The organism is Rhodobacter sp. P2_H5 (assembly GCF_056403335.1).
Map to the genome: position 1 here is coordinate 58,698 of NZ_JBFUFS010000007.1, position 20,971 is coordinate 79,668.

Annotated in this window: 19 protein-coding genes and 1 pseudogene; 17 read left to right on the forward strand and 3 right to left on the reverse strand. The window is 65.9% G+C overall.

From position 1 onward, the window contains the following. Positions 1–149 precede the first annotated feature (149 nt). Positions 150–1,874, forward strand: coding sequence for a calcium-binding protein (locus AC1DVR_RS11535; RefSeq protein WP_478000717.1), 1,725 nt, complete (start codon positions 150–152; stop codon positions 1,872–1,874). Between the two features lie 98 nt (positions 1,875–1,972). Next, positions 1,973–2,596 carry a dimethylsulfonioproprionate lyase family protein gene (locus tag AC1DVR_RS11540; protein WP_478000718.1) on the forward strand — a complete coding sequence of 208 codons (624 nt, stop codon included), beginning with the start codon at positions 1,973–1,975 and terminating at the stop codon, positions 2,594–2,596. Positions 2,597–2,602: 6 nt separating this feature from the next. Here AC1DVR_RS11540 and AC1DVR_RS11545 read toward each other — a convergent pair whose 3' ends face one another. Further along, positions 2,603–2,977 carry a hypothetical protein gene (locus tag AC1DVR_RS11545; RefSeq protein WP_478000719.1) on the reverse strand — a complete coding sequence of 125 codons (375 nt, stop codon included), beginning with the start codon at positions 2,975–2,977 and terminating at the stop codon, positions 2,603–2,605. A 75-nt stretch (positions 2,978–3,052) separates the two neighbouring features. Here AC1DVR_RS11545 and AC1DVR_RS11550 point away from each other — a divergent pair, with 75 nt between their 5' ends. After that, the gene (locus AC1DVR_RS11550) at positions 3,053–4,096 is read left to right on the forward strand and encodes an LLM class flavin-dependent oxidoreductase (RefSeq protein WP_478000720.1); all 1,044 of its coding nucleotides are present in this window, start codon (positions 3,053–3,055) and stop codon (positions 4,094–4,096) included. Positions 4,097–4,153: 57 nt separating this feature from the next. Here the strand turns inward: AC1DVR_RS11550 and AC1DVR_RS11555 are convergent, their stop codons facing one another. Further along, entirely contained in the window at positions 4,154–4,501 is a 348-nt protein-coding gene (locus AC1DVR_RS11555; protein ID WP_478000721.1) for a hypothetical protein, read from the reverse strand. Positions 4,502–4,672: 171 nt separating this feature from the next. On the opposite strand from AC1DVR_RS11555, the gene AC1DVR_RS11560 reads away from it, so the two are divergent. The 14 genes and pseudogenes from AC1DVR_RS11560 to AC1DVR_RS11625 all read left to right on the forward strand — a co-directional run. Next, the gene (locus AC1DVR_RS11560; protein WP_478000722.1) at positions 4,673–5,698 is read left to right on the forward strand and encodes an ATP-binding protein; all 1,026 of its coding nucleotides are present in this window, start codon (positions 4,673–4,675) and stop codon (positions 5,696–5,698) included. Between the two features lie 289 nt (positions 5,699–5,987). Then, positions 5,988–7,040: a substrate-binding domain-containing protein gene (locus tag AC1DVR_RS11565; RefSeq protein WP_478000723.1), complete on the forward strand. Its 1,053-nt coding sequence runs from the start codon at positions 5,988–5,990 to the stop codon at positions 7,038–7,040. A gap of 93 nt (positions 7,041–7,133) precedes the next feature. Continuing rightward, positions 7,134–8,582 (forward strand): phosphate ABC transporter permease subunit PstC, encoded by a 1,449-nt coding sequence (gene pstC, locus AC1DVR_RS11570; protein WP_478000724.1) that lies wholly within the window; start codon positions 7,134–7,136, stop codon positions 8,580–8,582. Then, on the forward strand, positions 8,579–9,928 hold the full coding sequence (gene pstA, locus AC1DVR_RS11575; protein ID WP_478000725.1) for a phosphate ABC transporter permease PstA: 1,350 nt from the start codon (positions 8,579–8,581) through the stop codon (positions 9,926–9,928). The genes pstC and pstA overlap by 4 nt, the downstream gene beginning before the upstream one ends. Positions 9,929–9,943: 15 nt before the next feature. After that, positions 9,944–10,738, forward strand: a complete 795-nt coding sequence (gene pstB, locus AC1DVR_RS11580) for a phosphate ABC transporter ATP-binding protein PstB (RefSeq protein WP_478000726.1) — start codon at positions 9,944–9,946, stop codon at positions 10,736–10,738. Between the two features lie 10 nt (positions 10,739–10,748). Then, a complete protein-coding gene (gene phoU / locus AC1DVR_RS11585; RefSeq protein WP_478000727.1) occupies positions 10,749–11,456 on the forward strand; it encodes a phosphate signaling complex protein PhoU in 708 nt (235 codons plus the stop codon). Further along, positions 11,456–12,139 (forward strand): phosphate regulon transcriptional regulator PhoB, encoded by a 684-nt coding sequence (phoB, locus tag AC1DVR_RS11590; protein WP_478000728.1) that lies wholly within the window; start codon positions 11,456–11,458, stop codon positions 12,137–12,139. The genes phoU and phoB overlap by 1 nt, the downstream gene beginning before the upstream one ends. 268 nt (positions 12,140–12,407) lie before the next feature. Then, positions 12,408–13,820, forward strand: coding sequence for an aminotransferase (locus AC1DVR_RS11595; RefSeq protein WP_478000729.1), 1,413 nt, complete (start codon positions 12,408–12,410; stop codon positions 13,818–13,820). A gap of 198 nt (positions 13,821–14,018) precedes the next feature. After that, positions 14,019–14,582 (forward strand): hypothetical protein, encoded by a 564-nt coding sequence (locus tag AC1DVR_RS11600; RefSeq protein WP_478000730.1) that lies wholly within the window; start codon positions 14,019–14,021, stop codon positions 14,580–14,582. Positions 14,583–14,960: 378 nt separating this feature from the next. Further along, positions 14,961–15,926: an agmatinase gene (gene speB, locus AC1DVR_RS11605; protein WP_478000731.1), complete on the forward strand. Its 966-nt coding sequence runs from the start codon at positions 14,961–14,963 to the stop codon at positions 15,924–15,926. A 5-nt stretch (positions 15,927–15,931) separates the two neighbouring features. After that, positions 15,932–16,387, forward strand: a complete 456-nt coding sequence (locus AC1DVR_RS11610) for a DUF1499 domain-containing protein (protein ID WP_478000732.1) — start codon at positions 15,932–15,934, stop codon at positions 16,385–16,387. A gap of 181 nt (positions 16,388–16,568) precedes the next feature. After that, positions 16,569–17,621 carry a peptide chain release factor 1 gene (gene prfA, locus AC1DVR_RS11615; protein ID WP_478000733.1) on the forward strand — a complete coding sequence of 351 codons (1,053 nt, stop codon included), beginning with the start codon at positions 16,569–16,571 and terminating at the stop codon, positions 17,619–17,621. Continuing rightward, entirely contained in the window at positions 17,618–18,472 is an 855-nt protein-coding gene (prmC, locus tag AC1DVR_RS11620) for a peptide chain release factor N(5)-glutamine methyltransferase (RefSeq protein ID WP_478000734.1), read from the forward strand. Before prfA ends, prmC begins: the two co-directional genes overlap by 4 nt. Positions 18,473–18,701: 229 nt before the next feature. Next, positions 18,702–18,950 (forward strand): annotated as a pseudogene (locus AC1DVR_RS11625) (DUF4167 domain-containing protein); the annotation flags it as partial. A 1,138-nt stretch (positions 18,951–20,088) separates the two neighbouring features. Here AC1DVR_RS11625 and rsmA read toward each other — a convergent pair. Next, positions 20,089–20,934, reverse strand: coding sequence for a 16S rRNA (adenine(1518)-N(6)/adenine(1519)-N(6))-dimethyltransferase RsmA (rsmA, locus tag AC1DVR_RS11630; protein ID WP_478000735.1), 846 nt, complete (start codon positions 20,932–20,934; stop codon positions 20,089–20,091). Between the last annotated feature and the right edge of the window lie 37 nt (positions 20,935–20,971).

The following is a 20,971-nucleotide window of genomic DNA, read 5'->3' on the forward strand; positions in this document are numbered from 1 at the left end:
GACCCAGGGATTTTTACGACAGGCGCCGCGCGAAAAGCTTGACGCCTGTCGTTTTCTTGCCAAACTCACCCCAATGAACGATGGAATTGGACCCGCCCCATGGCTCTGCCTGGCCCGGCGCGGTCGCTTTGGGTGAGGGGGAATAGCGCATGGCGATTGTCCGCGAGGCGGCAAGGACCTGGGTCCATGAGGCCAACGAGTTCAACATCAGATCCGTGGATGGCGTGGTCCGTTCGGACGGCAGGATTGTGCTCGGCTGGGCTGGCGGCGGCAATGATCTGAACGGTGTGGTCAAGATTGGCCTCCTGGACGAGGCGAGCGATAGCGTGACCTCGGTGCAGACCACCTCTTACGCCCAGGCGGTGGGCGGGTTGCCCGCGGCGACGGTTCTGAAGATCGATCTGGAGGCCGGGCCGGGCGGACGGGTGGCAGCCCTTCTGCCGATGTCGGAAACCACGGGCGACCTCAACAACGCGCTTCTGGTGCAGCGCTATGACGGCACCGCCACGGCGGGCAGCGCGGTGGCGGTCAACCCGGCGACGCCTGCCGATCTCACCATGCCCTATTCCGCGCTGGTCTATGGCGCGAAGGGCGGCTACTCGGTCTTTTATTACGAACAGATCTCGGGCTCGAACGGGTCGGGCGGGATCCGGGTGGCGCGGTTCAACGCCGATGGCTCGCCCACCGAGGCGCCCAAGATCGTGATCGCCGACCACACCAATGCCGGCCTGATCACGACCGAGGCCAACCCGATCTTTGTCGATGCGACGCGGATGACCAATGGCAACACTGCGCTGGTCTGGACCGAATCCACCGCCTTCGCCGCGCCGACGTTCGGCACGCCCAAGGTGATGTTCCAGACCGTCAGCGCCTCGGGCACCGCCCTTGGCGCCGCGGTGGAGATTGACGGCACCTCGGCCCAGCAGGCGCAGATCATCACCCTGACCGGCGGGCGACTGGTGGTGGCCTGGCTCGACAGTGCGCAGAACTCCTCGGCCACCGGGGCGATCGGGGTCTGGAAGGCGCAGATCATGTCGGCGGCGGGGGACAAGATCGGCGGAGCATTCGAGTTGTCCTCGGGGGTGACGACGCAGGAGGCCGACCTCTCGCTGGTGGCGCTCGGGGATGGCGGTTTTGCCGCCTCCTGGCGCGACATGTCGAACCAGACGCTTCTGGGCCGGATGTTCGGCGAGGGCGGCAAGGCCAGGGGCGCGGATTTCGCGCTGCTGGACACCGAACTGCAATTCGCCAATGGCCATGCCACGCTGATCGCCAAGGGCACCTCGCTTTATGCCGGGGTCTATGGCTTGAACCCGACGGTCGGCACCGGATTTGTCCTGCAGGGTCAGGTCTTTGACACCGCCGCCTCCTGGGGCCTCAAGCGCGATGGCGGGGTCGGCGCCGATACGATGACCGGCGCCGGGCTGGACGATGTGTTCTCCGGTCTCGGCGGGCGCGACACGCTGCGCGGCAACGATGGCAACGACAATCTGAACGGCGGTTCGGGGGCGGACCGGATCTATGGCGGCGCGGGTTTTGACATGATCCGTGGCGGCACCGGGGCCGATGTCCTGTCGGGCGAGGCCGGGGCGGACAGCTTCCTGTTCGCCAGCGCCGCCGAGGGTGGCGACCGCATCACCGACTTTGACAGCGCCGGGGCCGACCGGTTGATCTTCACCTCCTCCGGTTTTGGCGGGGCGACCGGCATCCTGAGCGGGGCGAGCCTCAACACCAGCCACAAGGGCCTGTTCTTCAACACCAGCACCGGGGTTCTGACCTATGACGCCGATGGCGCGGGCGGGGTGGCGGCCAAGACCATCGTGACCCTGACGGGGGTAAGCGCCTTGGCCTTCGACGACTACCTCTTCGTCTGAGGCGGGTCTTCGCTCTGGCGATCCGGGCTTGACTTGCCCCCTGCGACAGGGCTCGATCCGGTCCAGAGGACGCGCCGGACGCCAGGGGAGCCAGGACCATGACCGCACAGGACAAGCCGCAAACTCCAGGCCGCGCGCCCGCCTTGCAGGCGGTTCTGGCGGCCTTGCCCGCGGCCTTTGCGGGATCGGACCTGACGGACGCGGGGCGGCTGGCGCTGGACAAGGCCCTGGCGCGGCTGGTGCGGACCGGGACCGCGGCTGACGCCGGCGCGGGTGATGATCTGCCGGTCGTCGCGGCGCAGTTTGGCGCCGCACTCGACGCCTTGCGCGGGCATGGCGCGGCGCTGGCCGGTCTCGCGGCGGCCTTGGCCCAACTCGCCCCCGACCTGCGCTGGACCACGCGCAAATCGGTCGGCCCCACCGCCAGCCCCGGCTTTGCCGAGGCCCATGCCAATGCGATGCTGATCGGCCCCGGCGGGGTCGAAGCGCGCGAGGATGTCTGGCTCGGCCTCAGCCTGATGGCGCCCGGCACCCGCTATCCCGACCACGACCACCCGCCGGAGGAGGTCTATCTCGTCCTCAGCGAGGGTGCCTTCTGGCAGGAGGGCGCGGAGTGGCGCCCGCGCAGCCCGGGTCAGACCGTCTACAACCCGCCCGGCATCCGCCACGCGATGCGGGCTGGCGAGGCGCCGTTCCTGGCGCTCTGGTGCCTGCCGGTCTGAGCGCCGTCAGTTCTTGCCGAAAAACCCGGAAATGTCGAAATAGACCTGAAGCTGACGGCCCTGATGGCGGAATTGCAGCAGGTCAAAGGGCCGGCTGCCGATATAGAGCAGGCTTTGCCCCTCCATCACATAGCCGGGGTACTGCGCGGCCAGCCAGGCATATTCCGCCTGCACCCCGTCATAATCGCTCTCGGCGCCGAGGATCACCACGGCATGGGCCACCGCACGGCCATCGCCGCCGCCAAAGCGGATCTCGGCCAGGGCCGGGCCGCAGGCCAGCGTGAGGGCCACGAGGGCTGCGAGAACGGGGGCAAAGACGGCCCGCAGACCGGGCAAGGCGCCGGCAAGAACCGGCGGCGTTGCAAAAGCTCCCCGTGGCATCTTTCAAATCCTCCGGATCGTCGCCAAGTTAAGTAAAAGGCTAAGGCCAATCCTCCAAAACGGCAAGGTAAGCGGATGCATTACTCACTTCTCGATCTGGCCCCGGTGGCCGAGGGCCAGTCCAGTGCCGAAGCCCTGCGCAACACGCTGGATCTGGCCCGCGCGGCCGAGGCCCTGGGCTATCACCGCTACTGGCTGGCCGAACATCACAACATGCCGGGGATCGCCTCGGCCGCGACCTCGGTGGTGATCGGTCATGTGGCGGCGGGGACGAAAAGCATAAGGGTCGGCGCGGGCGGCATCATGCTGCCCAACCACGCGCCGCTGATCATCGCCGAACAGTTTGGCACGCTGGAGGCGCTGTTTCCCGGCCGGATCGACCTTGGCCTGGGCCGCGCCCCCGGCACCGACATGGCCACGGCGCGCGCGCTGCGCCGGCATCTGGAAGCCTCGGACGACTTTCCCCAGGATGTGCTGGAGTTGATTCATTACATGGATGCACCCGACCCTGCGGCAAGGGTGCGCGCCTTTCCGGGCGAGGGGGCGCAGGTGCCGGTCTGGATCCTCGGTTCCAGCCTTTATGGCGCACAGCTCGCGGCCTATCTCGGGCTGCCCTATGCCTTTGCCAGCCATTTCGCCCCGGCCCAGCTGGCCGAGGCGGCGCATGTCTACAAGACCACTTTCCGACCCTCGGTCTGGCGCGAGCGTCCGCATTTCATGATGGCGGTGGGCCTGCATGCCGCTGCCAGCGATGCCGAGGCGGAATATCTGCGCTCCTCGCAGATCCTGTCCTTCGCCCGGCTGCGGAGCGGCCAGCCCGGCCGCCTGCCGCCGCCGCAAGCGGACCTCACGGGCATCGCCCCCCATGTCATGGCCGGGGTGAACGAGGCGCTGTCCTGCGCCGCCGTCGGCGGGCCGGAAACGGTGCGCGCCCGCCTTGCGGCGCTGATCGCCGAATACCAGCCCGACGAGGTGATGCTGACCGGCATGATGTTCGACCCCGCGGCGCGGCGCGAATCCTTCAGGATCGGCGCCGAGGCGATGCTCGCCCTGGGCGCCACCGCCTCCGGCCCCGCAGCTTCGGGTCCCGCAGACCGCGCAAAGGACGCCGCCGCCTGACCGGCGGCGCCGTCCTGGCGTTCCGGGCCCCCATCGGCCCATTTGGGCCGGCGCGGTTCAGGGCGTGATGAGGGTGAGCCTGGGCCCCGGCCCGGCCTCGCGCAGTTCGCGCTCCACCAGATGCGGGCGGGGCAGCGCGGGGGCGATGACGAAGATCCTGCCGCCAAAGCCAAGCTCGGCCAGCCGCTCGATCGCCGCCGTTGCGTCATAGGGCCCGGCGAAGAGCCGGATCACCACCACGGTCGGCATCACCGCTGTGAGGAGATCCTCGTCGAGGTCGACAAAGCGGTGGTGCACCGCACCGGGCAGGGGAATCGGCCCATAGGGCGCCATCAGCCCCGCACAATCCAGGGCCAGAAACCGGTCTTCGGCGCCTGCCGAGAGCGTGACCAACCTTGGGTACATTGTTCCGCGTGGGACTTCCATCGACTGCGACTCACCGAGATAACTCGGGGCATTTTGCAACCCGAACGAGCAGATTGCTACAGAATGAACGCATGACGGGAAAGCGGATGTCGCAGATGGACCTTCGCGGCGATCTTATGCATGAATGTCTGGCCGGATGAAGGAAATTCCATGGATGACGCGACGCTGACCCAGCTTTTGGCAGGCCTGCCCCTGGCCACGGTGATGATCGGGGCGGATGAACGGATCATCGCGGCCAATCCGGCGGCCGAGCGGCTTCTGGGCGCGCGTCTGGTCGGGCGGCCGCATGCTTTCGTGCTGCGCCAGCCCGAGGTGCTGGAGGCCATCGCAGCCGCCGCCCGCACCGGCCAGCTGGCCGAGGCCCGCCACATCATCCCGGGGCCAAGCCATGAGGTCGTCCACCGCGTCACCGCCGCCCCGGTCGGCGACCGGGTGCTGTGCTCCTTCGAGGATCTGTCGGACCGCGAGCAGATGGACGCGATGCGGCGCGATTTCGTGGCCAATGTCAGCCACGAGTTGCGCACGCCCCTGACCTCGGTCTTGGGCTTCATCGAAACCCTGCGCGGCCCGGCCCGCGACGATGCCGCGGCGCGCGACCGCTTTCTGGCCATCATGCAGACCGAGGCCGAGCGGATGGTCCGCCTGGTGCGCGACCTTCTGCACCTGTCCAAGGTCGAGGCGCAAGAGCGCCAGCGCCCGACCGGCCGCCATGACATCGCAAGGCTGGTGCTGTCGGCGGTGCAATCGCTGCGGCCGCTCGCCGAGGCGAACCGGGTCAAGCTGATCCTGAGCGGGCTGGACCAACCGGTCGAGCTGATCTCGGACCCCGACCAGATCACCCAGGTCGCCACCAACCTCGTCGAGAACGCGATCAAATACGGCGGGCCGGGCAAGGAGGTCCGGGTGACGCTGGCGCGCGAGGCCAGCCCGCGCGGCCCCAAGCTGCGCCTGTCGGTGAGCGATCAGGGCGAGGGGATCGATTCTTTCCACATCCCCCGTCTGGCCGAGCGGTTCTACCGGGTCGATGGTCACCGAAGCCGCGAGAAGGGCGGCACCGGGCTGGGGCTGGCCATCGTCAAGCACATCGCCCACAGGCACCGCGGCCGGCTGGAGATTTCCTCGGAGCCGGGCAAGGGCTCGACCTTCTCCGTCCTGCTGCCGGAAGGCCCGGGTTGAGCGCGTCCCGATTTTTCGTCGAAAAATCGTGGCCTTGCGCCGGAGGAACGATTTTTCTGCGAAAAATCGGTGCCCTGCGCCGGAGGGGCCCGCAGGGCACGACGGCCTGATCTTTCGCAGAAAGATCGTGGCCCGCCCTGGCCATCCTGCTTGCCCTCTGCGCCCCAGTCGCAGGCGCCGTCATAAACCTGTTACACAACTGTCGCAAAACTGCAGGCTAAGCCGCCTAAACGCAGGCCACGAAGGGTGGCCACTCGGGCCTCCCTCTGACGCAGGACAGGAGATAACGATGTCCCTCATGAAAGTTTCCGCCTCGGCGCTGGCGATCCTCGCCGCCTCGGCTCTGACCGCTTCCGCCCGTGACCAGCTGCAGATCGCCGGTTCCTCGACCGTGCTGCCCTTCGCCACCATCGTGGCCGAAGCGTTTGGCGAGCAGGGCACCTTCAAGACCCCGGTCGTCGAAGGCGGTGGTTCGGGCGCTGGCCGTGCCGCGCTCTGCAAGGGCGTGGGCGAAGACACGATCGACGTCGCCAACTCCTCCTCGCGCATCAAGCAGTCGGACATCGACACCTGCAAGACCAACGGCGTCACCGACATCATGGAAATCAAGATCGGCTATGACGGCATCGTCTTCGCCTCGGACATCGCCGGCCCGGACTTCGCCCTGAAGCCCGCCGACGTCTATTCGGCCATCGGCGGCAAGGTCGTCAAGGACGGCGCCCTGGTTGCCAACACCGCCAAGACCTGGGCTGACGCCGCGGCCGGCCTGCCGGCGCAAGACATCCTGGCGCTGATCCCCGGCTCCAAGCACGGCACCCGCGAAGTCTTCGACACCAAGGTGATCGAAGCCGGCTGCAAGGCCACCGGCGCCTATGACCTTTACAAGGCCGCCTCGACCGGCGCCGACGACAAGGCCAAGGAAAAGGACGCCATCTCCGGCTGCCACACCCTGCGCTCCGACGTCGTGACCGAGATCGACGGCGACTATACCGAGACCCTGTCGCGTCTGGCTGCCAACAAGCACGCCATGGGCGTCTTCGGCCTGTCCTTCTATGAAAACAACACCGACAAGCTGAAAGTCGCGACCGTGGACGGCATCGTGCCCTCGACCGCCACCATCGCCGACGGCACCTACCCGGTCTCGCGCCCGCTCTACATGTATGTGAAAAAGCAGCATATCGGCGTCATCCCCGGCCTGCAGGAATACCTGGACTTCTTCGTCTCCGACGACATGGCTGGCCCCGAAGGCAAGCTGATCGAATACGGTCTGGTCGCTGACCCGAACCTGGCCCAGACCCAGGCCGACGTGAAGGCCGACAAGGTCATGGACCCGCTGAAGTAAGATCACGCCACAAGGGCGCGCGGAGCCTCGGTTCCGCGCGCCTTTTCCTGCCTGATGCCAACCATCCTGACATCTCCTACCCAAAGGTAAATCATGAGCCTTGGCCTTTTGTGCCTGATCCTGCTTGGCCTCGCCGGTCTTGGCCATGTGCTGGGCCAGCGCCGTGCGATTGCCGCCGCAGATGGCGATATCCGCAAACTGCATTCCCTCCCCGCCTTTTATGGCCGCATCACCGCGCTTGGCGTCCTGGTGCCGGCCTTTGCGCTGATGGTCGTCTGGCTTCTGGCCGAGGGCTTCGTCATCCAGGGCGCCGCCCTGTCGCATATCTCCGCCGCTGACGTGCCCGAGGGCAGCAGCGTCAATCTGGTCATGGCCGATGTGACGCGCCTGGCCTCGGGGCTCAACACCCTGGCCGCCTCCGGTGCCGATACCAAGGCCCTGGCCCTGGACCCCGCCGCGCTGAAGACCGCTCTCGGCAATGCCGGGGTTGCGATGGGTGATGACCCGAACCCCACGATGATCGCCGCGGCCGAGGCCGTGCGCTCCACCGGGCATCTGTCGCGCCTCTTGCTGACGCTGGTCTCGCTCGCCATTGCCGGCGCGGGCCTCGTCTGGGGGCTGAGCCGGATCACCCCGGATTTCCGCGCCCGCAACGCGACCGAGATCGTCTCGATGGGCCTTTTGATCGCAGCCTCGCTGATCGCGGTGCTGACCACGGTCGGCATCGTGCTGTCGCTTCTGTCCGAGACGATCCACTTCTTCCGGCTTTACCCGGCGTCGGAGTTCTTCTTCTCGACCAAGTGGAACCCGAAGTTCGGCGGCGGCTCGTCGCTGGGCATCTGGCCGCTGGTCTGGGGCACGCTCTATGTCTCGGTGATCTCGCTGGTTGTCGCTGTCCCGATCGGCCTTCTGTCCGCCATCTACCTCGCCGAATATGCCTCCAAACGCACACGCGGCATCGTCAAGCCGCTGATCGAGATCCTGGCCGGCATCCCGACCATCGTCTACGGCCTCTTCGCGCTGATCACCGTCGGCCCGCTGCTGCGCGACTGGATCGCGATGCCGATGGGGCTGGGCAATTCGTCGTCCTCGGTGATGACGGCGGGGCTCGTCATGGGGATCATGGTCATCCCCTTCGTCTCCTCGCTGTCCGACGACATCATCAACGCCGTGCCCCAATCCCTGCGCGATGGCTCGCTCGGCCTCGGCGCCACGCCGTCCGAGACCATCCGCCAGGTCGTCATCCCCGCAGCCCTTCCCGGCATCGTCGGCGCGGTCCTTCTGGCCGCCTCCCGTGCCATCGGCGAGACGATGATCGTCGTCCTCGGGGCAGGGGCCGCGGCCAAACTCTCGATGAACCCCTTTGACGCCATGACCACCGTCACGGTGAAAATCGTGAGCCAGCTGACCGGCGACACCGAATTTGCCTCACCCGAGACGCTGGTGGCCTTCGCCCTTGGCCTGACGCTCTTCACCCTGACCCTGTGCCTGAACATCGTGGCCCTGGTCATCGTCCGCAAATACCGGGAGCAATACGAATGAGCGACCTCAGCCATTCCCCCATGGCGGCGCATGAAGTGCATTCGCTTTTCGCCCCCGACAAGCGCACCAATGCCCGCAACGCCGCCGAGAAACGCTTCCGCGCCTATGGGCTGGTCGCGATCAGCCTGGCACTTCTGGCGCTGTTGTGGCTGATGATCTCCATCTTCTCGGCGGGTCTTCCGGCCTTCCGCCAGACCTTCATCGAGATCCCGGTGACCCTTGATGCCGCCGTTCTCGACAAGGCCGGCCACGGCATCCCGTCCGAGATGGCCTCGGTCTCGACCATCGGTTACGGCAAAGTGCTGGCCAAGGCCCTCTCGGCCGAGGTCGCCAAGCGCGGCATCGACATCGGTACCATGAAGGACAAGGATATCGCCGAGATGATCTCGGAGGAATCCGCCGCAGGCCTGCGCAACATGGTGCTGGCCGACCCCAAACTTCTGGGCACCACGATCTCCTTTGAAGCCCTCGCCAATGGCCGGATCGACGGCTACTTCAAGGGCCGGGTCACGATGGAAAGTGCCGCCCGCGACAAGAACACCTCGCCCGAGAAGCTGGCGCTCGCCGACAAGCTGCGCGCGGCGGGGGTGATTTCGATGAAGCTGAACTCCGGCTTCCTGACCCGCCCCGATGCCTCGGACAAGCGGCCCGAAGCCGCCGGCTTGGGTGTCGCGATCATCGGCTCCTTGTACATGATGTTCGTGGTGCTGGTCCTGGCTCTGCCGATCGGCGTCGCAGCCTCGGTCTATCTTGAGGAATTCGCGCCGAAGAACCGCTGGACCGACCTGATCGAGGTCAACATCGCCAACCTCGCCGCCGTGCCCTCGATCGTCTACGGCATCCTGGGTCTCTCGATCTTCATCAACTTCGCCGGTCTGCCGCAGTCGGCCCCCGTCGTCGGTGGCCTTGTGCTGACGCTGATGACCCTGCCGCGCATCATCATCCCGACCCGTGCCGCGCTGAAAGCCGTGCCGCCTTCGATTCGCGATGCGGCCCTCGGGATCGGCGCGTCGAAACTGCAGACCGTGACCCACCACGTCCTGCCGCTCGCCATGCCCGGCATCCTGACCGGCACGATCATCGGCCTGGCGCAGGCCCTTGGGGAGACCGCCCCCCTCTTGCTGATCGGCATGGTGGCCTTTGTCCGCGACTTCCCCGGCCTGCCGCCCGAGGGGCTGTTCGATCCGGCCTCGGCGCTGCCGGTGCAGATCTACAACTGGACCCAACGCGGCGACCCCGGGTTTGTCGAGCGGGCCTCGGGGGCGATCATCGTCCTTCTGGTCTTCCTGATCCTGATGAACACGGTCGCCATCATTCTGCGACGCAAATACGAACGCCGCTGGTAAGGTAGGAAAACGAACATGAAAGACCTCAGACTGGAGCGCGACGTGCAGACTGACACCGCCAAGATCGAAGCCCGTGGGGTACAGGTCTATTACGGCACCAACCATGCCCTGAAGGATGTCGATGTCGATATCCTCGACAAGACCGTCACCGCCTTCATCGGGCCGTCGGGCTGCGGGAAATCCACCTTCCTGCGCTGCCTGAACCGGATGAACGACACCGTGGCCTCGGCCCGGGTCGAAGGCACGATCAAGCTGGAAGGCGAGGATATCTATGACCCCCGCGTCGACCCGGTGCAATTGCGCGCCAAGGTCGGCATGGTGTTCCAGAAGCCCAACCCCTTCCCGAAGTCGATCTATGACAACGTGGCTTACGGCCCGAAGATCCACGGATTGACCCGCAACAAGGCCGAGCTTGACCAGATCGTCGAGGATTGCCTGCGCAAGGCCGCGCTGTGGAACGAGGTCAAGGACCGTCTGACCTCGCCCGGCACCGGCCTCTCCGGCGGCCAGCAGCAGCGCCTCTGCATCGCCCGCGCCATCGCCACCTCGCCCGAGGTTCTGCTGATGGACGAGCCGTGCTCGGCCCTCGACCCGATTGCGACGGCGCAGGTCGAAGAGCTGATCGACGAACTGCGCTCGCAGTTCTCGGTGGTGATCGTGACCCACTCGATGCAACAGGCCGCGCGGGTGTCGCAGCGTACCGCCTTCTTCCACCTCGGCCATCTGGTCGAATATGGCGAGACGGGGACGATCTTCACCAACCCGAAAGACCCGCGCACGGAAAGCTACATTACCGGCCGGATCGGCTGAGGAGATGACCATGAACACAGACCGCCACATCGCCTCGGCTTTCGACCGGGACCTGGAAGGGGTGCAGGCCCTTGTCCTGAAAATGGGGGGCCTGGTCGAGGCCGCCATCTCCGACGCGGCCCTGGCGCTGGAGACCCGCGACGAGGCTCTGGCCGAACGCGTCCGCCTCGGCGACACGGCCATTGACGCGCTGGAAGACCAGGTCAACGCCGAATGCGTCCGCCTGATCGCGATCCGCGCGCCTGCGGCCTCCGACCTGCGCACCGTGCTGACCGTGATGAAGATCGCAGCCTCGCTGGAGCGTTGCGGTGACTATGCCAAGAACCTCGCCAAACGCTCGGTCGTGCTGGCCAACATGCATTCGATCGAAGGTGCCGCCGGCTCGATCCGCCGGATGGCGCGTCAGGTCGGGCTTCTGCTGAAGGACGCGCTGGATGCCTTCATCGCCCGCGACGTGGCCTTGGCCGAATCGGTGCGCCAGCAGGACAAGGACGTGGACCAGATGTACACGGCGCTGTTCCGCGAATTCCTGACCCATATGATGGAAGACCCGCGCAACATCACCGCCTGCATGCACCTGCATTTCATCGCCAAGAACATCGAACGGGTCGGCGACCATGCCACCACGATTGCCGAGCAGGTGATCTACCTTGCCACCGGGGCCCTGCCGCTGGAACCGCGCCCGAAGACCGAATCCGTCATCTCGGGTGACAACTGATGGCGCAACCCACCGTCCTTCTGGTCGAGGACGAACCCGCACAACGCGAAGTCCTGGCCTATAATCTCGAGGCCGAGGGCTTCGACGTCCAGCGCGCCACCAATGGCGAAGAGGCGCTGATGCTGGTCTCGGAAAGCCCGCCCGACCTGATCCTGCTCGACTGGATGATGCCGCATGTCTCGGGCCTCGAAGTCTGCCGCCGCCTGAAGATGCGGCCCGAGACGCGGGCGATCCCGATCATCATGCTTTCGGCCCGCTCGGAAGAGGTCGACAAGGTGCGCGGGCTGGAAACCGGTGCCGACGACTATGTGATCAAGCCCTATTCCATCGTCGAACTGATGGCCCGCCTGCGCGCCCAGCTGCGCCGGGTGCGGCCCTCGACCCTCGGCATGGTGCTGGAATGGGAGGATATCAGCCTCGACGCCGAAACCCATAGGGTGATCCGCGCGGGCCAGACGCTGAAACTCGGCCCGACCGAATTCCGCCTGCTGGCCACCTTCCTCGAAAAGCCCGGCCGGGTCTTCTCGCGCGAACAACTGCTCGACCGGGTCTGGGGCCGCGACATCTATGTCGACAGCCGCACCGTGGATGTCCACGTCGGCCGCCTGAGGAAAGCCCTCTGCGCCTTTGGCGGCGAAGACCCCCTACGCACCGTCCGCGGCGCCGGCTACGCCCTCGGCTAACCCTCCGGTCAGATGGGCACATTGCCCATCCTACCGCCACCACGCACCCCCCTTTGCCCTCTGCCTAAATACTCCCGCCGGAGGCTCAGGCCCGCCCCGAGCGCCGCGCGGGGGGCAGGGGCCGGATCGGTGCCGCATGCCCCTGCATCCTGAAGGCATCCCCCCCATCTGTAACCTCACCTAACATTTCCGAAAATAATTTGATCAAAGTCCGCTGGCTTTTCGCCGCGCTTCTGCTAGCCTCCATCCTATTGAATGGAGATTCAAAATGAACGCCCCCATCACCACCGCCCCGCAAGCCCTGTCCAACGCCAATGCCTGGGAGATGGACCGCCGCCACGCGCTCCACCCTTGGACCAACTTCGGCCCCTTCGAGAAAGAGGGCGCTTTGGTCATCACGAAAGGGCAGGGCTGTACCCTCTGGGATGCCGAAGGGCGCGCATACCTTGATGCCGTGGGCGGCATGTGGTGCACCAACATCGGCCTTGGCCGCACAGAAATGGCCGAGGCGATCGGCGCCCAGGCCCAGAACCTCGCCTTCGCCAATTACTTCGTCGATGTGACCAATGACCCCGCCGCCCGTCTCGCCGCCAAACTGGCCGAGCTGGCGCCCGGCGACCTCAACCGGGTTCATTTCACCACCGGCGGCTCGACCGCCGTCGATACCGCCGTCCGCATGGTCAGCTACTACCACCACGCCCGCGGCAACCCGCAAAAGACCGACATCGTCGCCCGGGAAAACTCCTACCACGGCTCGACCTACCTCACCCAGTCGGTCGGCAAGCGCAACGGCGACCGCGTCGACGAATTCCGCTACAAGACCGAGGGCATCCACCACCTCTCCTGCCCCAACCCCTACCGCCGCCCCGCCGGCATGACCGAGGCCACCTTCTGCGACAGTCTGGTGGCCGAGTTCGAAGCCCTGATCGCCCGCGTCGGCGCTGACCGCATCGGCGGCTTCATCGCCGAGCCGATCCAGGCCTCGGGCGGCATCATCATCCCGCCGCAAGACTACCTCTACCGCATGTGGCAGGTCTGCCAGCGCCACGACATCCTCTTCATCGCCGACGAGGTGGTGACCGCCTTCGGCCGCATCGGCCACTGGTTCGCGAGCCTGTCGGAATTCGGCGTCCAGCCCGACATGATCACCTCGGCCAAGGGCCTGACCTCGGGCTATGTGCCCTTGGGTGCCCTGATCTTCTCCGACCGGATCTGGAATGTGATGGCCGAAGGCGGCAGCCGCTGGTTCACCTCCGGCTTCACCTATTCCGGCCACCCGGTCTCCTGCGCCGCGGCGCTCAAGAACATCGAGATCATCGAGCGCGAAGACCTCCTGTCCCACGCCATGAAAGTCGGCACCTATTTCGAGACCCGCATGGCCCCGCTCGCCAACCTGCCGCTCGTGGGCGACGTCCGCGGCCGCAAGCTGATGCTCTGCGTCGAAAACGTCGCCAACAAGGAGACGAAAGAACTGCTCCCCGACGCGGCCAACGAGAGCAAACGCATCTCCAACCTCTGCGAAAGCCTCGGCCTCCTGGTGCGCCCCATCGGCCACCTGAACGTCATGTCGCCGCCCCTCGTGATCACCGAAAGCCAGATCGACTTCATCGCCGAGACCCTGGAGACCGCGATCAAGCAGGTGACCGACGATCTGGTGTGCGAAGGGTATAAGCTGGGGTAGGGGGGCCAAATGCGCCTTCCCCACGCTCGGGTCCCATTGATTTCGCGTTGGTGCCGTTACTATTTTTAGAGACGGGGACCTGTCGCAAGGAAGAAGACCTGATTGGCGAGTAACCTGCTCTGGCTGACTGACCCAGAAGACCAGAGAACGGTTCAGTCATGCCGCAGCGATTTTCGGGTGATTTGAAACGGAGCTGCCATGGCGGAAGTGCCGAACGATAGATCTACGAAGCGAAATAAATTCATGCAGAGGGTTTCAGAGACCGCCCTCTGCGTTTGCGCAGTTCTATGCTATGCGGTCGTATTGGCATTTGACGATAGGCTGCTGGCGGCAACTCGGTGGCTGTCTGGTTTCACATCGATTTTTGACGCTCGAATAGGATTCTTGCAGGTGATTGATGAAAGGTCGGTGGCTTCATTCACTGGGACTGTGTTGGTTGGACTATTCTTCGTACCATCCATGATGATCCTGCATGCAATTCTGTGTTGGAAGGCGGGAGGGATGCCGGAAAAGATCATAAAATTTGATCTTTCGCTGATTTCTGCAATTCTACTGTGTTGGGTTTTTTCAGGTGTCGTTTTTTGGATTTGCTTCATGGATGCCCCGCACGGCGTCAGGGGCGGTCGCCTGGGCATGGCAGGGATGTTTCTATGGCCGGTTTTTCCGGGTCTTGGCGCTTTGGTGATCTGGATGGCGGAATTGCTTATTTTCTGGCCACTTTTGGCGATAGTTAGGGCCACTTTAGGTTTCGGGACCCGTTGATCTCTCGTCGGCGAAGGGAGGCAAACTCCACGAGAACGCTGACCGGTGAACACAAGCTTGCGAGCTGTCGTCGATGCCGATGGATCTTCACGCTTGCGGCAAAGCATGAGTTGGCCTCTTACAAGGCGTAGACCTCCGCTTCTGGACGATTCCTGAACTCCCTTGCCTCTCCCTTCCACCGCCCCGCGTAGAGACGGAAGGAAGACCAAAGGAAGACGCCGGCAAGACCACCTTTTCCCGCAAAACCCCGTCTTGCCAAGACCTTACCCCACCCCCTCATCCCCCGTTGACAATCCCATCCCAGTCTTTACGTTCCGGTCACCGGATAAGCGTGGTCTCCGATCCAAACGATACGCATCCCGAATTTCCGAGATTCCCATGGCCCTTGAAGACGCCAAGTCACAGGTGGATACCGCCTTCACCCGCACCAGCCAGCGCGGCTATGCTTTTGAAAACGCCTTCGGTGGCGCGACCTCCTTCCTGCGCCGGACCTATACCAAGGACCTCGCGGGCGTGGACCTCGCCATCACCGGGGTGCCCTTCGATCAGGCGGTGACCCACCGCGCCGGCACCCGCTTCGGCCCGCGTGCGATCCGCGAGGCCTCTGCCCTGATGCCCTACGATCCGCCCGCCGGTTGGCCGACCAACCCCTTGGAAGACCTCAATATCATCGACTATGGCGACCTCGCCTTCGACTATGCCCGCACGCAGGATTTCCCCGATACGCTGACCAACCACATCCGCAAGATCCTGGCCGCCGGGGCAGGGAGCGTCACGCTGGGTGGCGACCATTTCATCACCTTCCCGATCCTGCGCGCCTATGCCGAGAAGTTCGGTCCGCTCTCCCTCATCCATTTCGACGCCCATTCCGACCTCTGGCCCGATGACGATTATGCCCGCATCGACCATGGCACGATGTTCTACAAGGCGGTGAAATCGGGGCTCGTCGACCCCAAACGCTCCGTCCAGATCGGGATCCGCACGACGACCGAGGATTACCTCGGCGTCAATGTGATCACCGCGCGCGAGGTGCATGAGAAGGGCACCGATTGGGTCGTGGCCAAGGCCAAGGAAATCGTAGGCCAATCAAACACCTACGTCACTTTCGACATCGACGCGCTCGACCCGGCCTTTGCGCCCGGCACCGGCACCCCGGTCTGGGGCGGCCTTGCCAGCTGGCAAGCCGCCGCCATGCTGCGCGATCTGGCTGGCATCAGGATGGTCGGGGGAGACGTGGTCGAGGTCTCGCCCCCCTATGACACGACGGGTGCGACTGCCATTGCCGGCGCCCATGTGGCGTACGAACTGGTCTGCCTCTACCATTGGGCCAGGACACAAAGGTGATCCGCATGCTGTTGAAAAGCCTTCTCCTTCTGGCCGTGATCGCGGTTCTGGGCCTTGCGGCCTGGATCCGCCTCGCCCCCGATGACCCCGCGGTCTGGAACACACCCCTCGCCGCCGCGCCCGAGGCCAGCCCCGGCCCCTGCGCCGAAAAGGTCATGCTCGTCCCCAAAGGCGCCCGCGCGACCTGCCTCCTCCCCGGCACGCCGAAGGAGGCCCTGACCAAACTCGACGCCACGGCTCTGGCACAACCGCGCACCACCCACCTCGCCGGCACCCCGGCCGAGGGCCGCATCACCTGGGTCGCGCGCTCCGCCGTGATGGGCTTCCCCGACTACATCACCGCCGAGGCGACCACCGCCCCCGAAGGCACCAGGCTCGATATCCTGTCGCGGCAACGTTACGGCAGCAAGGACATGGGGGTGAACGAAGCCCGCCTCAAACACTGGCTCGCGGCCTTCTGACCCCGAACCGGTGCTTTCCGCTTCATTGGTCCATAAATATCCCACGGGGGTGCGGGGGTGTGAAACCCCCGCTTCTGCCAGCCGGGGCCCGGGGGGTTGATCCCCCCGGGCCCCGGCCACTCCTGCCCGAAGCCCCCACTGCACCCTTGACCAACCCCGCCTTTCGCGCCACACCCCGCCCATGGTTCCCTTGGACAAACTCGCCCAGATCACCCAGCGCTTCGATTATGTCGAGGCGCGGCTGAATGCTGGTGGCAACCCGGGCGAGATCGCCAATCTCTCGCGCGAATATTCCGAACTCGGCCCGGTGATTGCCCAGATCAACGCCTATCGCCAGGCGCTCGACGATCTGGCCGAGGCCGAGATCATGCTCGCCGACCCCGAGATGAAGGCCCTGGCCGAGGAAGAGATGCCCCGCCTCAAGGCCCGGATTCCGGAGATGGAACGGGCCCTGCGCCTCGCGCTTCTGCCCAAGGATTCCGCCGATGCGCGGCCTGCCATCCTTGAAATCCGCCCCGGCACCGGGGGGGAGGAGGCCGCGCTCTTTGCCGCTGATCTTCTGCGCATGTATCAGAAATACTGTGAGAAAATGGGCTGGACCTTCGAGATCCTCGAAGAGCAGTTCACCGACCTTGGCGGCCTCAGGGAGCTTTCGGCCCATATCCAGGGCGAGGGCGTCTTCGCGAAGATGAAGTTCGAATCCGGCGTCCACCGCGTCCAGCGCGTGCCCACGACCGAGGCGGGCGGTCGCATCCACACCTCGGCCGCCACGGTGGCGGTCCTGCCCGAGGCGCAGGAGGTCGATATCGACATTCCCGCCGCCGACATCCGCATCGACACGATGCGCGCCTCCGGCGCGGGCGGCCAGCACGTCAACACCACGGACTCGGCGGTGCGTATCACCCACCTGCCCACCGGCATCATCGTGACCTCGGCGCAGAAATCGCAGCACCGCAACAAGGATATGGCCATGGCGGTCCTGCGCGCGCGGCTCTATGAGATGGAGCGCGACCGCATCAATTCCGAACGCTCCGCCGATCGCAAGGCGCAGGTCGGCTCGGGTGACCGGTCCGAGCGCATCCGCACCTATAACTTCCCACAAGGCCGCATGACCGATCACCGCATCAACCTCACGCTCTATTCCCTTGGCCAGATCATGGAGGGCAACCTGACCGAGGTCATCGACGCCCTTGTCGCCCATGATCAGGCCACGCGTCTGGCCGAAGTCGAATGACCGCCGCCCTGGCCCTGCGCACCGGCATCGCCACCTTGCGTGACGCGGGGATCGAGGATGCCCCGCGCGACGCCCGCCTTCTGATGGCCAAGGCGATGGCGGTGCCCGCCGACCGGCTGACCCTGCATCTGCAGGACGATTTGCCCGCCGCCGCCGCCCAGACCTTCACCGCCCTCATCGCGGCCCGCGCCGCCCGCCAGCCGATGGCGCAGATCCTCGGCGAGCGTCTGTTCTGGGGCCGCAGCTTCGAGGTGACGCGCGACACGCTCGACCCGCGCCCGGAAACCGAGGTTCTGGTGCAGGAGGCGCTGCGCCGGCCGTTCATCAAGATCCTCGACCTCGGCACCGGGTCGGGCTGCATCCTGATCTCCTGCCTTCTGGGGATGCCGATGGCCTCGGGCCTCGGCGTCGACCTCTCGGAAGCGGCCCTGCGGGTTGCGGCCCGCAATGCCGAACGCCACGCGCTGACCCGGGCCAAGTTCAAGGCCTCGGACTGGCTCCGCGCGGTGTCGGACCGCTACGACCTCATCGTTTCCAACCCGCCCTATATCGCCGAGGCCGAAATGGCGGGCCTCTCCCCCGAGGTCCGCGATTGGGAGCCGAAGAAGGCGCTGACCCCCGGCGGCGACGGTCTTGCCGCCTACCGCGCCATCGCCGCCGGCGCCCCGGCGCGCCTGTTGCCCGGCGGGCGTCTCCTGCTGGAGATCGGGCCGACGCAAGGGCCCGCCGTCTCGGCCCTTCTGGCCAAACAGGGCCTGACCGGGATCCGCATCCTGCCCGATCTGGATGGCCGCGACCGCGTGGTCTGCGCCGAAAAGCCGGTCTCCGACACGGATTGCGCTGCGGGCTAGATCCCGATGCCGCGCWGGGTTGCGCGGCATCGCCCCCGCTTTTTGCGCGGGTTTTCGCAAGAAAACCCTTGCCCGGGGGGCGAGCCTGTGTTTATTGAAATTACGCAAGCCGACGCGGAAGGCCATTCTGGCCGCCACGAAGCTTGCGGATGCCCGCCTCTCGCCGATTTTTCCTCTGGTCCTTCTGGCCAAGGCGATGGGGCGCAGGACAACCGGATCAAAGGACAACATGCGCTCTTCCAAGTCCCGTTCGCGTTCGAAGTCGAACCGCCCGCGCACGCTCGGCAACATCATCAACCGCGTGTTTGACAGCTCCGGCCCCGAGGGCAAGGTGCGTGGCACGCCGGCCCAGTTGATCGAGAAATACCAGTTTTTGGCCCGCGATGCCCAGCTGTCGAATGACCGCGTCGCCGCCGAGAATTTTCTGCAACACGCCGAACATTACACGCGTCTGCTCGCCGAGGCGAACCGCGAAATCGCCGTCGAACAAGAGACCCGCCAGCAGGGCTATGGCCAGAATGGCCAAAATGGCCAGGGCGGCAACACCCAGGGTGGCCGCGATCAGAACGGCCAGCCGCGCGAGCGTGCGCAGGGCGGCGAGCGTCAGGACTACCGCCAGGATTACCGCGATGACGACCAGCCCGATACCTCGGGCCATGACGTGATCGAGGTTCTGGGTTATGACGATGCCGGTCTGGTGGAAACACCCGAGGCGGCGATGCGCCATGAGCGCCAGAACGACCAGCGCCAGAACGACCAGCGCCAGAACGACCAGCGCCAAAATGACCAGCGCGGCGACCAGCGCCCGCGCTACGACGACAACCGCCGCCCGCAACAGCCGCGCTCGCAAGACGGCCAGCAGAACCGCAATGACGGCAACCGCTCGGAGTCCAACCGTTCTGACGGCAACCGGTCCGATGCAAACCGGAACGACAGCAACGCCAGCCGCAGCAACGAACAGCGCCGCCCCTATCCGCCGCGTGTCGATCAGAACCGCAACCAGCAGGACCGCCCGCAACAGGACCGCAGTCAGCAAGACCGCAGTCAGGCAGACCGTGGTCAGCAGGACCGTAGCCAGCAGGATCGCGCCCCGCAGGACCGCAGCCAGCAAGATCGCGCTCCGCAGGAGCGCGCCGCCGAGCAACCGCGCCCGGTGACCTTCAAGCCGGTCCCGGTCTTCCCGGTCGATCCGCAACCGGCGACGGCGCAAGTGCAGCCCACCCCGGTCGTGGTGACCGAAGCGGCCCCGGTGTCCCAGCACAGCACGCCCGCGCCGCAACCGGCGACCGAGGCGTCTGAGGCTGCCAAGCCCGCCGCCAAGAAGCGCACCACTTCGACGGCGCCGCGCACGACCTCGCGCAGTTCTGCCCCCCGCGCCACCGAGGCCGCTGCCCCGGAGGCTGCCGCCCCCGAAGCAGCCGCACCCGCCACGGCGCCGCGAACCACACGCCCGCGCACCCCGAAAAAGCCGGTGGATTCTGTGATGCCGCCCGCGTCGCCTTCGGAACCGGTCAGCGAGTAAAGCCGACCCAATCATCGAAACGGCATGGAAAAGGGCGCCCGAGGCGCCCTTTTCCTTTTCCAAAACGGCGGTTGCGGCCGCTGAGAGCTTGACCTCAGCCGCGAGCGGCCACCGCCCGCGCCAGGGCGCAGAACCGCTCCAGCGAGATCTCCTCGGCCCGGGCGGTCGGCGGGATGCCCACGCTTTCCAGCACCGCCTCCATATCCGGCGCGATGCCTTTCAGGCTCGACCGCAGCATCTTGCGGCGCTGGTTGAAGCCCGCGGCGACGATCCGGCTCAGCGTCTTTTCATCGGCCGGAAAACGCGGCTCCTCCAGCCTCGTCAAGTGGACGACGGCGGAATGCACCTTGGGCGCCGGGGTGAAGGCCTCGGGCGGCAGATGCATGACGATCTTGGCGTCCGAGCGCCACTGACACAGGATGGCAAGCCGCCCATAGTGATCGTCCCCGGGCTTGGCGGTGATCCGAAGCGCCACCTCGCGCTGGAACATCAGCGTCATCGAGGTCCAGAACGGCGGCCAGATCTTGGGCGTCAGCCAGCGGATCAGCAGTTCAGTGCCGACGTTGTAGGGCAGGTTGGCCGCGATCCGCACCGGCGGCGTCAGGAGGGAGACCATGTCGATCTCCATCGCATCGCCCTCGATGACCTCCAGCCGCCCGGGGTAGGCTGCCGCCACCTCGTTCAGCGCCACGATGCAGCGCGGATCCTTCTCCACCGCCACGACCCGCCGCGCCCCCTCGACCAGCAAGCCCCGCGTCAATCCGCCGGGCCCGGGCCCGATCTCCAGCACATCGGAATGCGCGATGTCGCCGGCAAGGCGCGCGATCTTCGCCGTCAGGTTCAGATCAAGCAGGAAATTCTGCCCCAGCTGCCGCTTGGCCACCAGATCATGGGCATTGATCACCTCGCGCAGCGGCGGCAGTCCGTCAATCGTGGCCAAAACGTCACCTCATCCTTTCCCCCTGATTGGCCCGTAT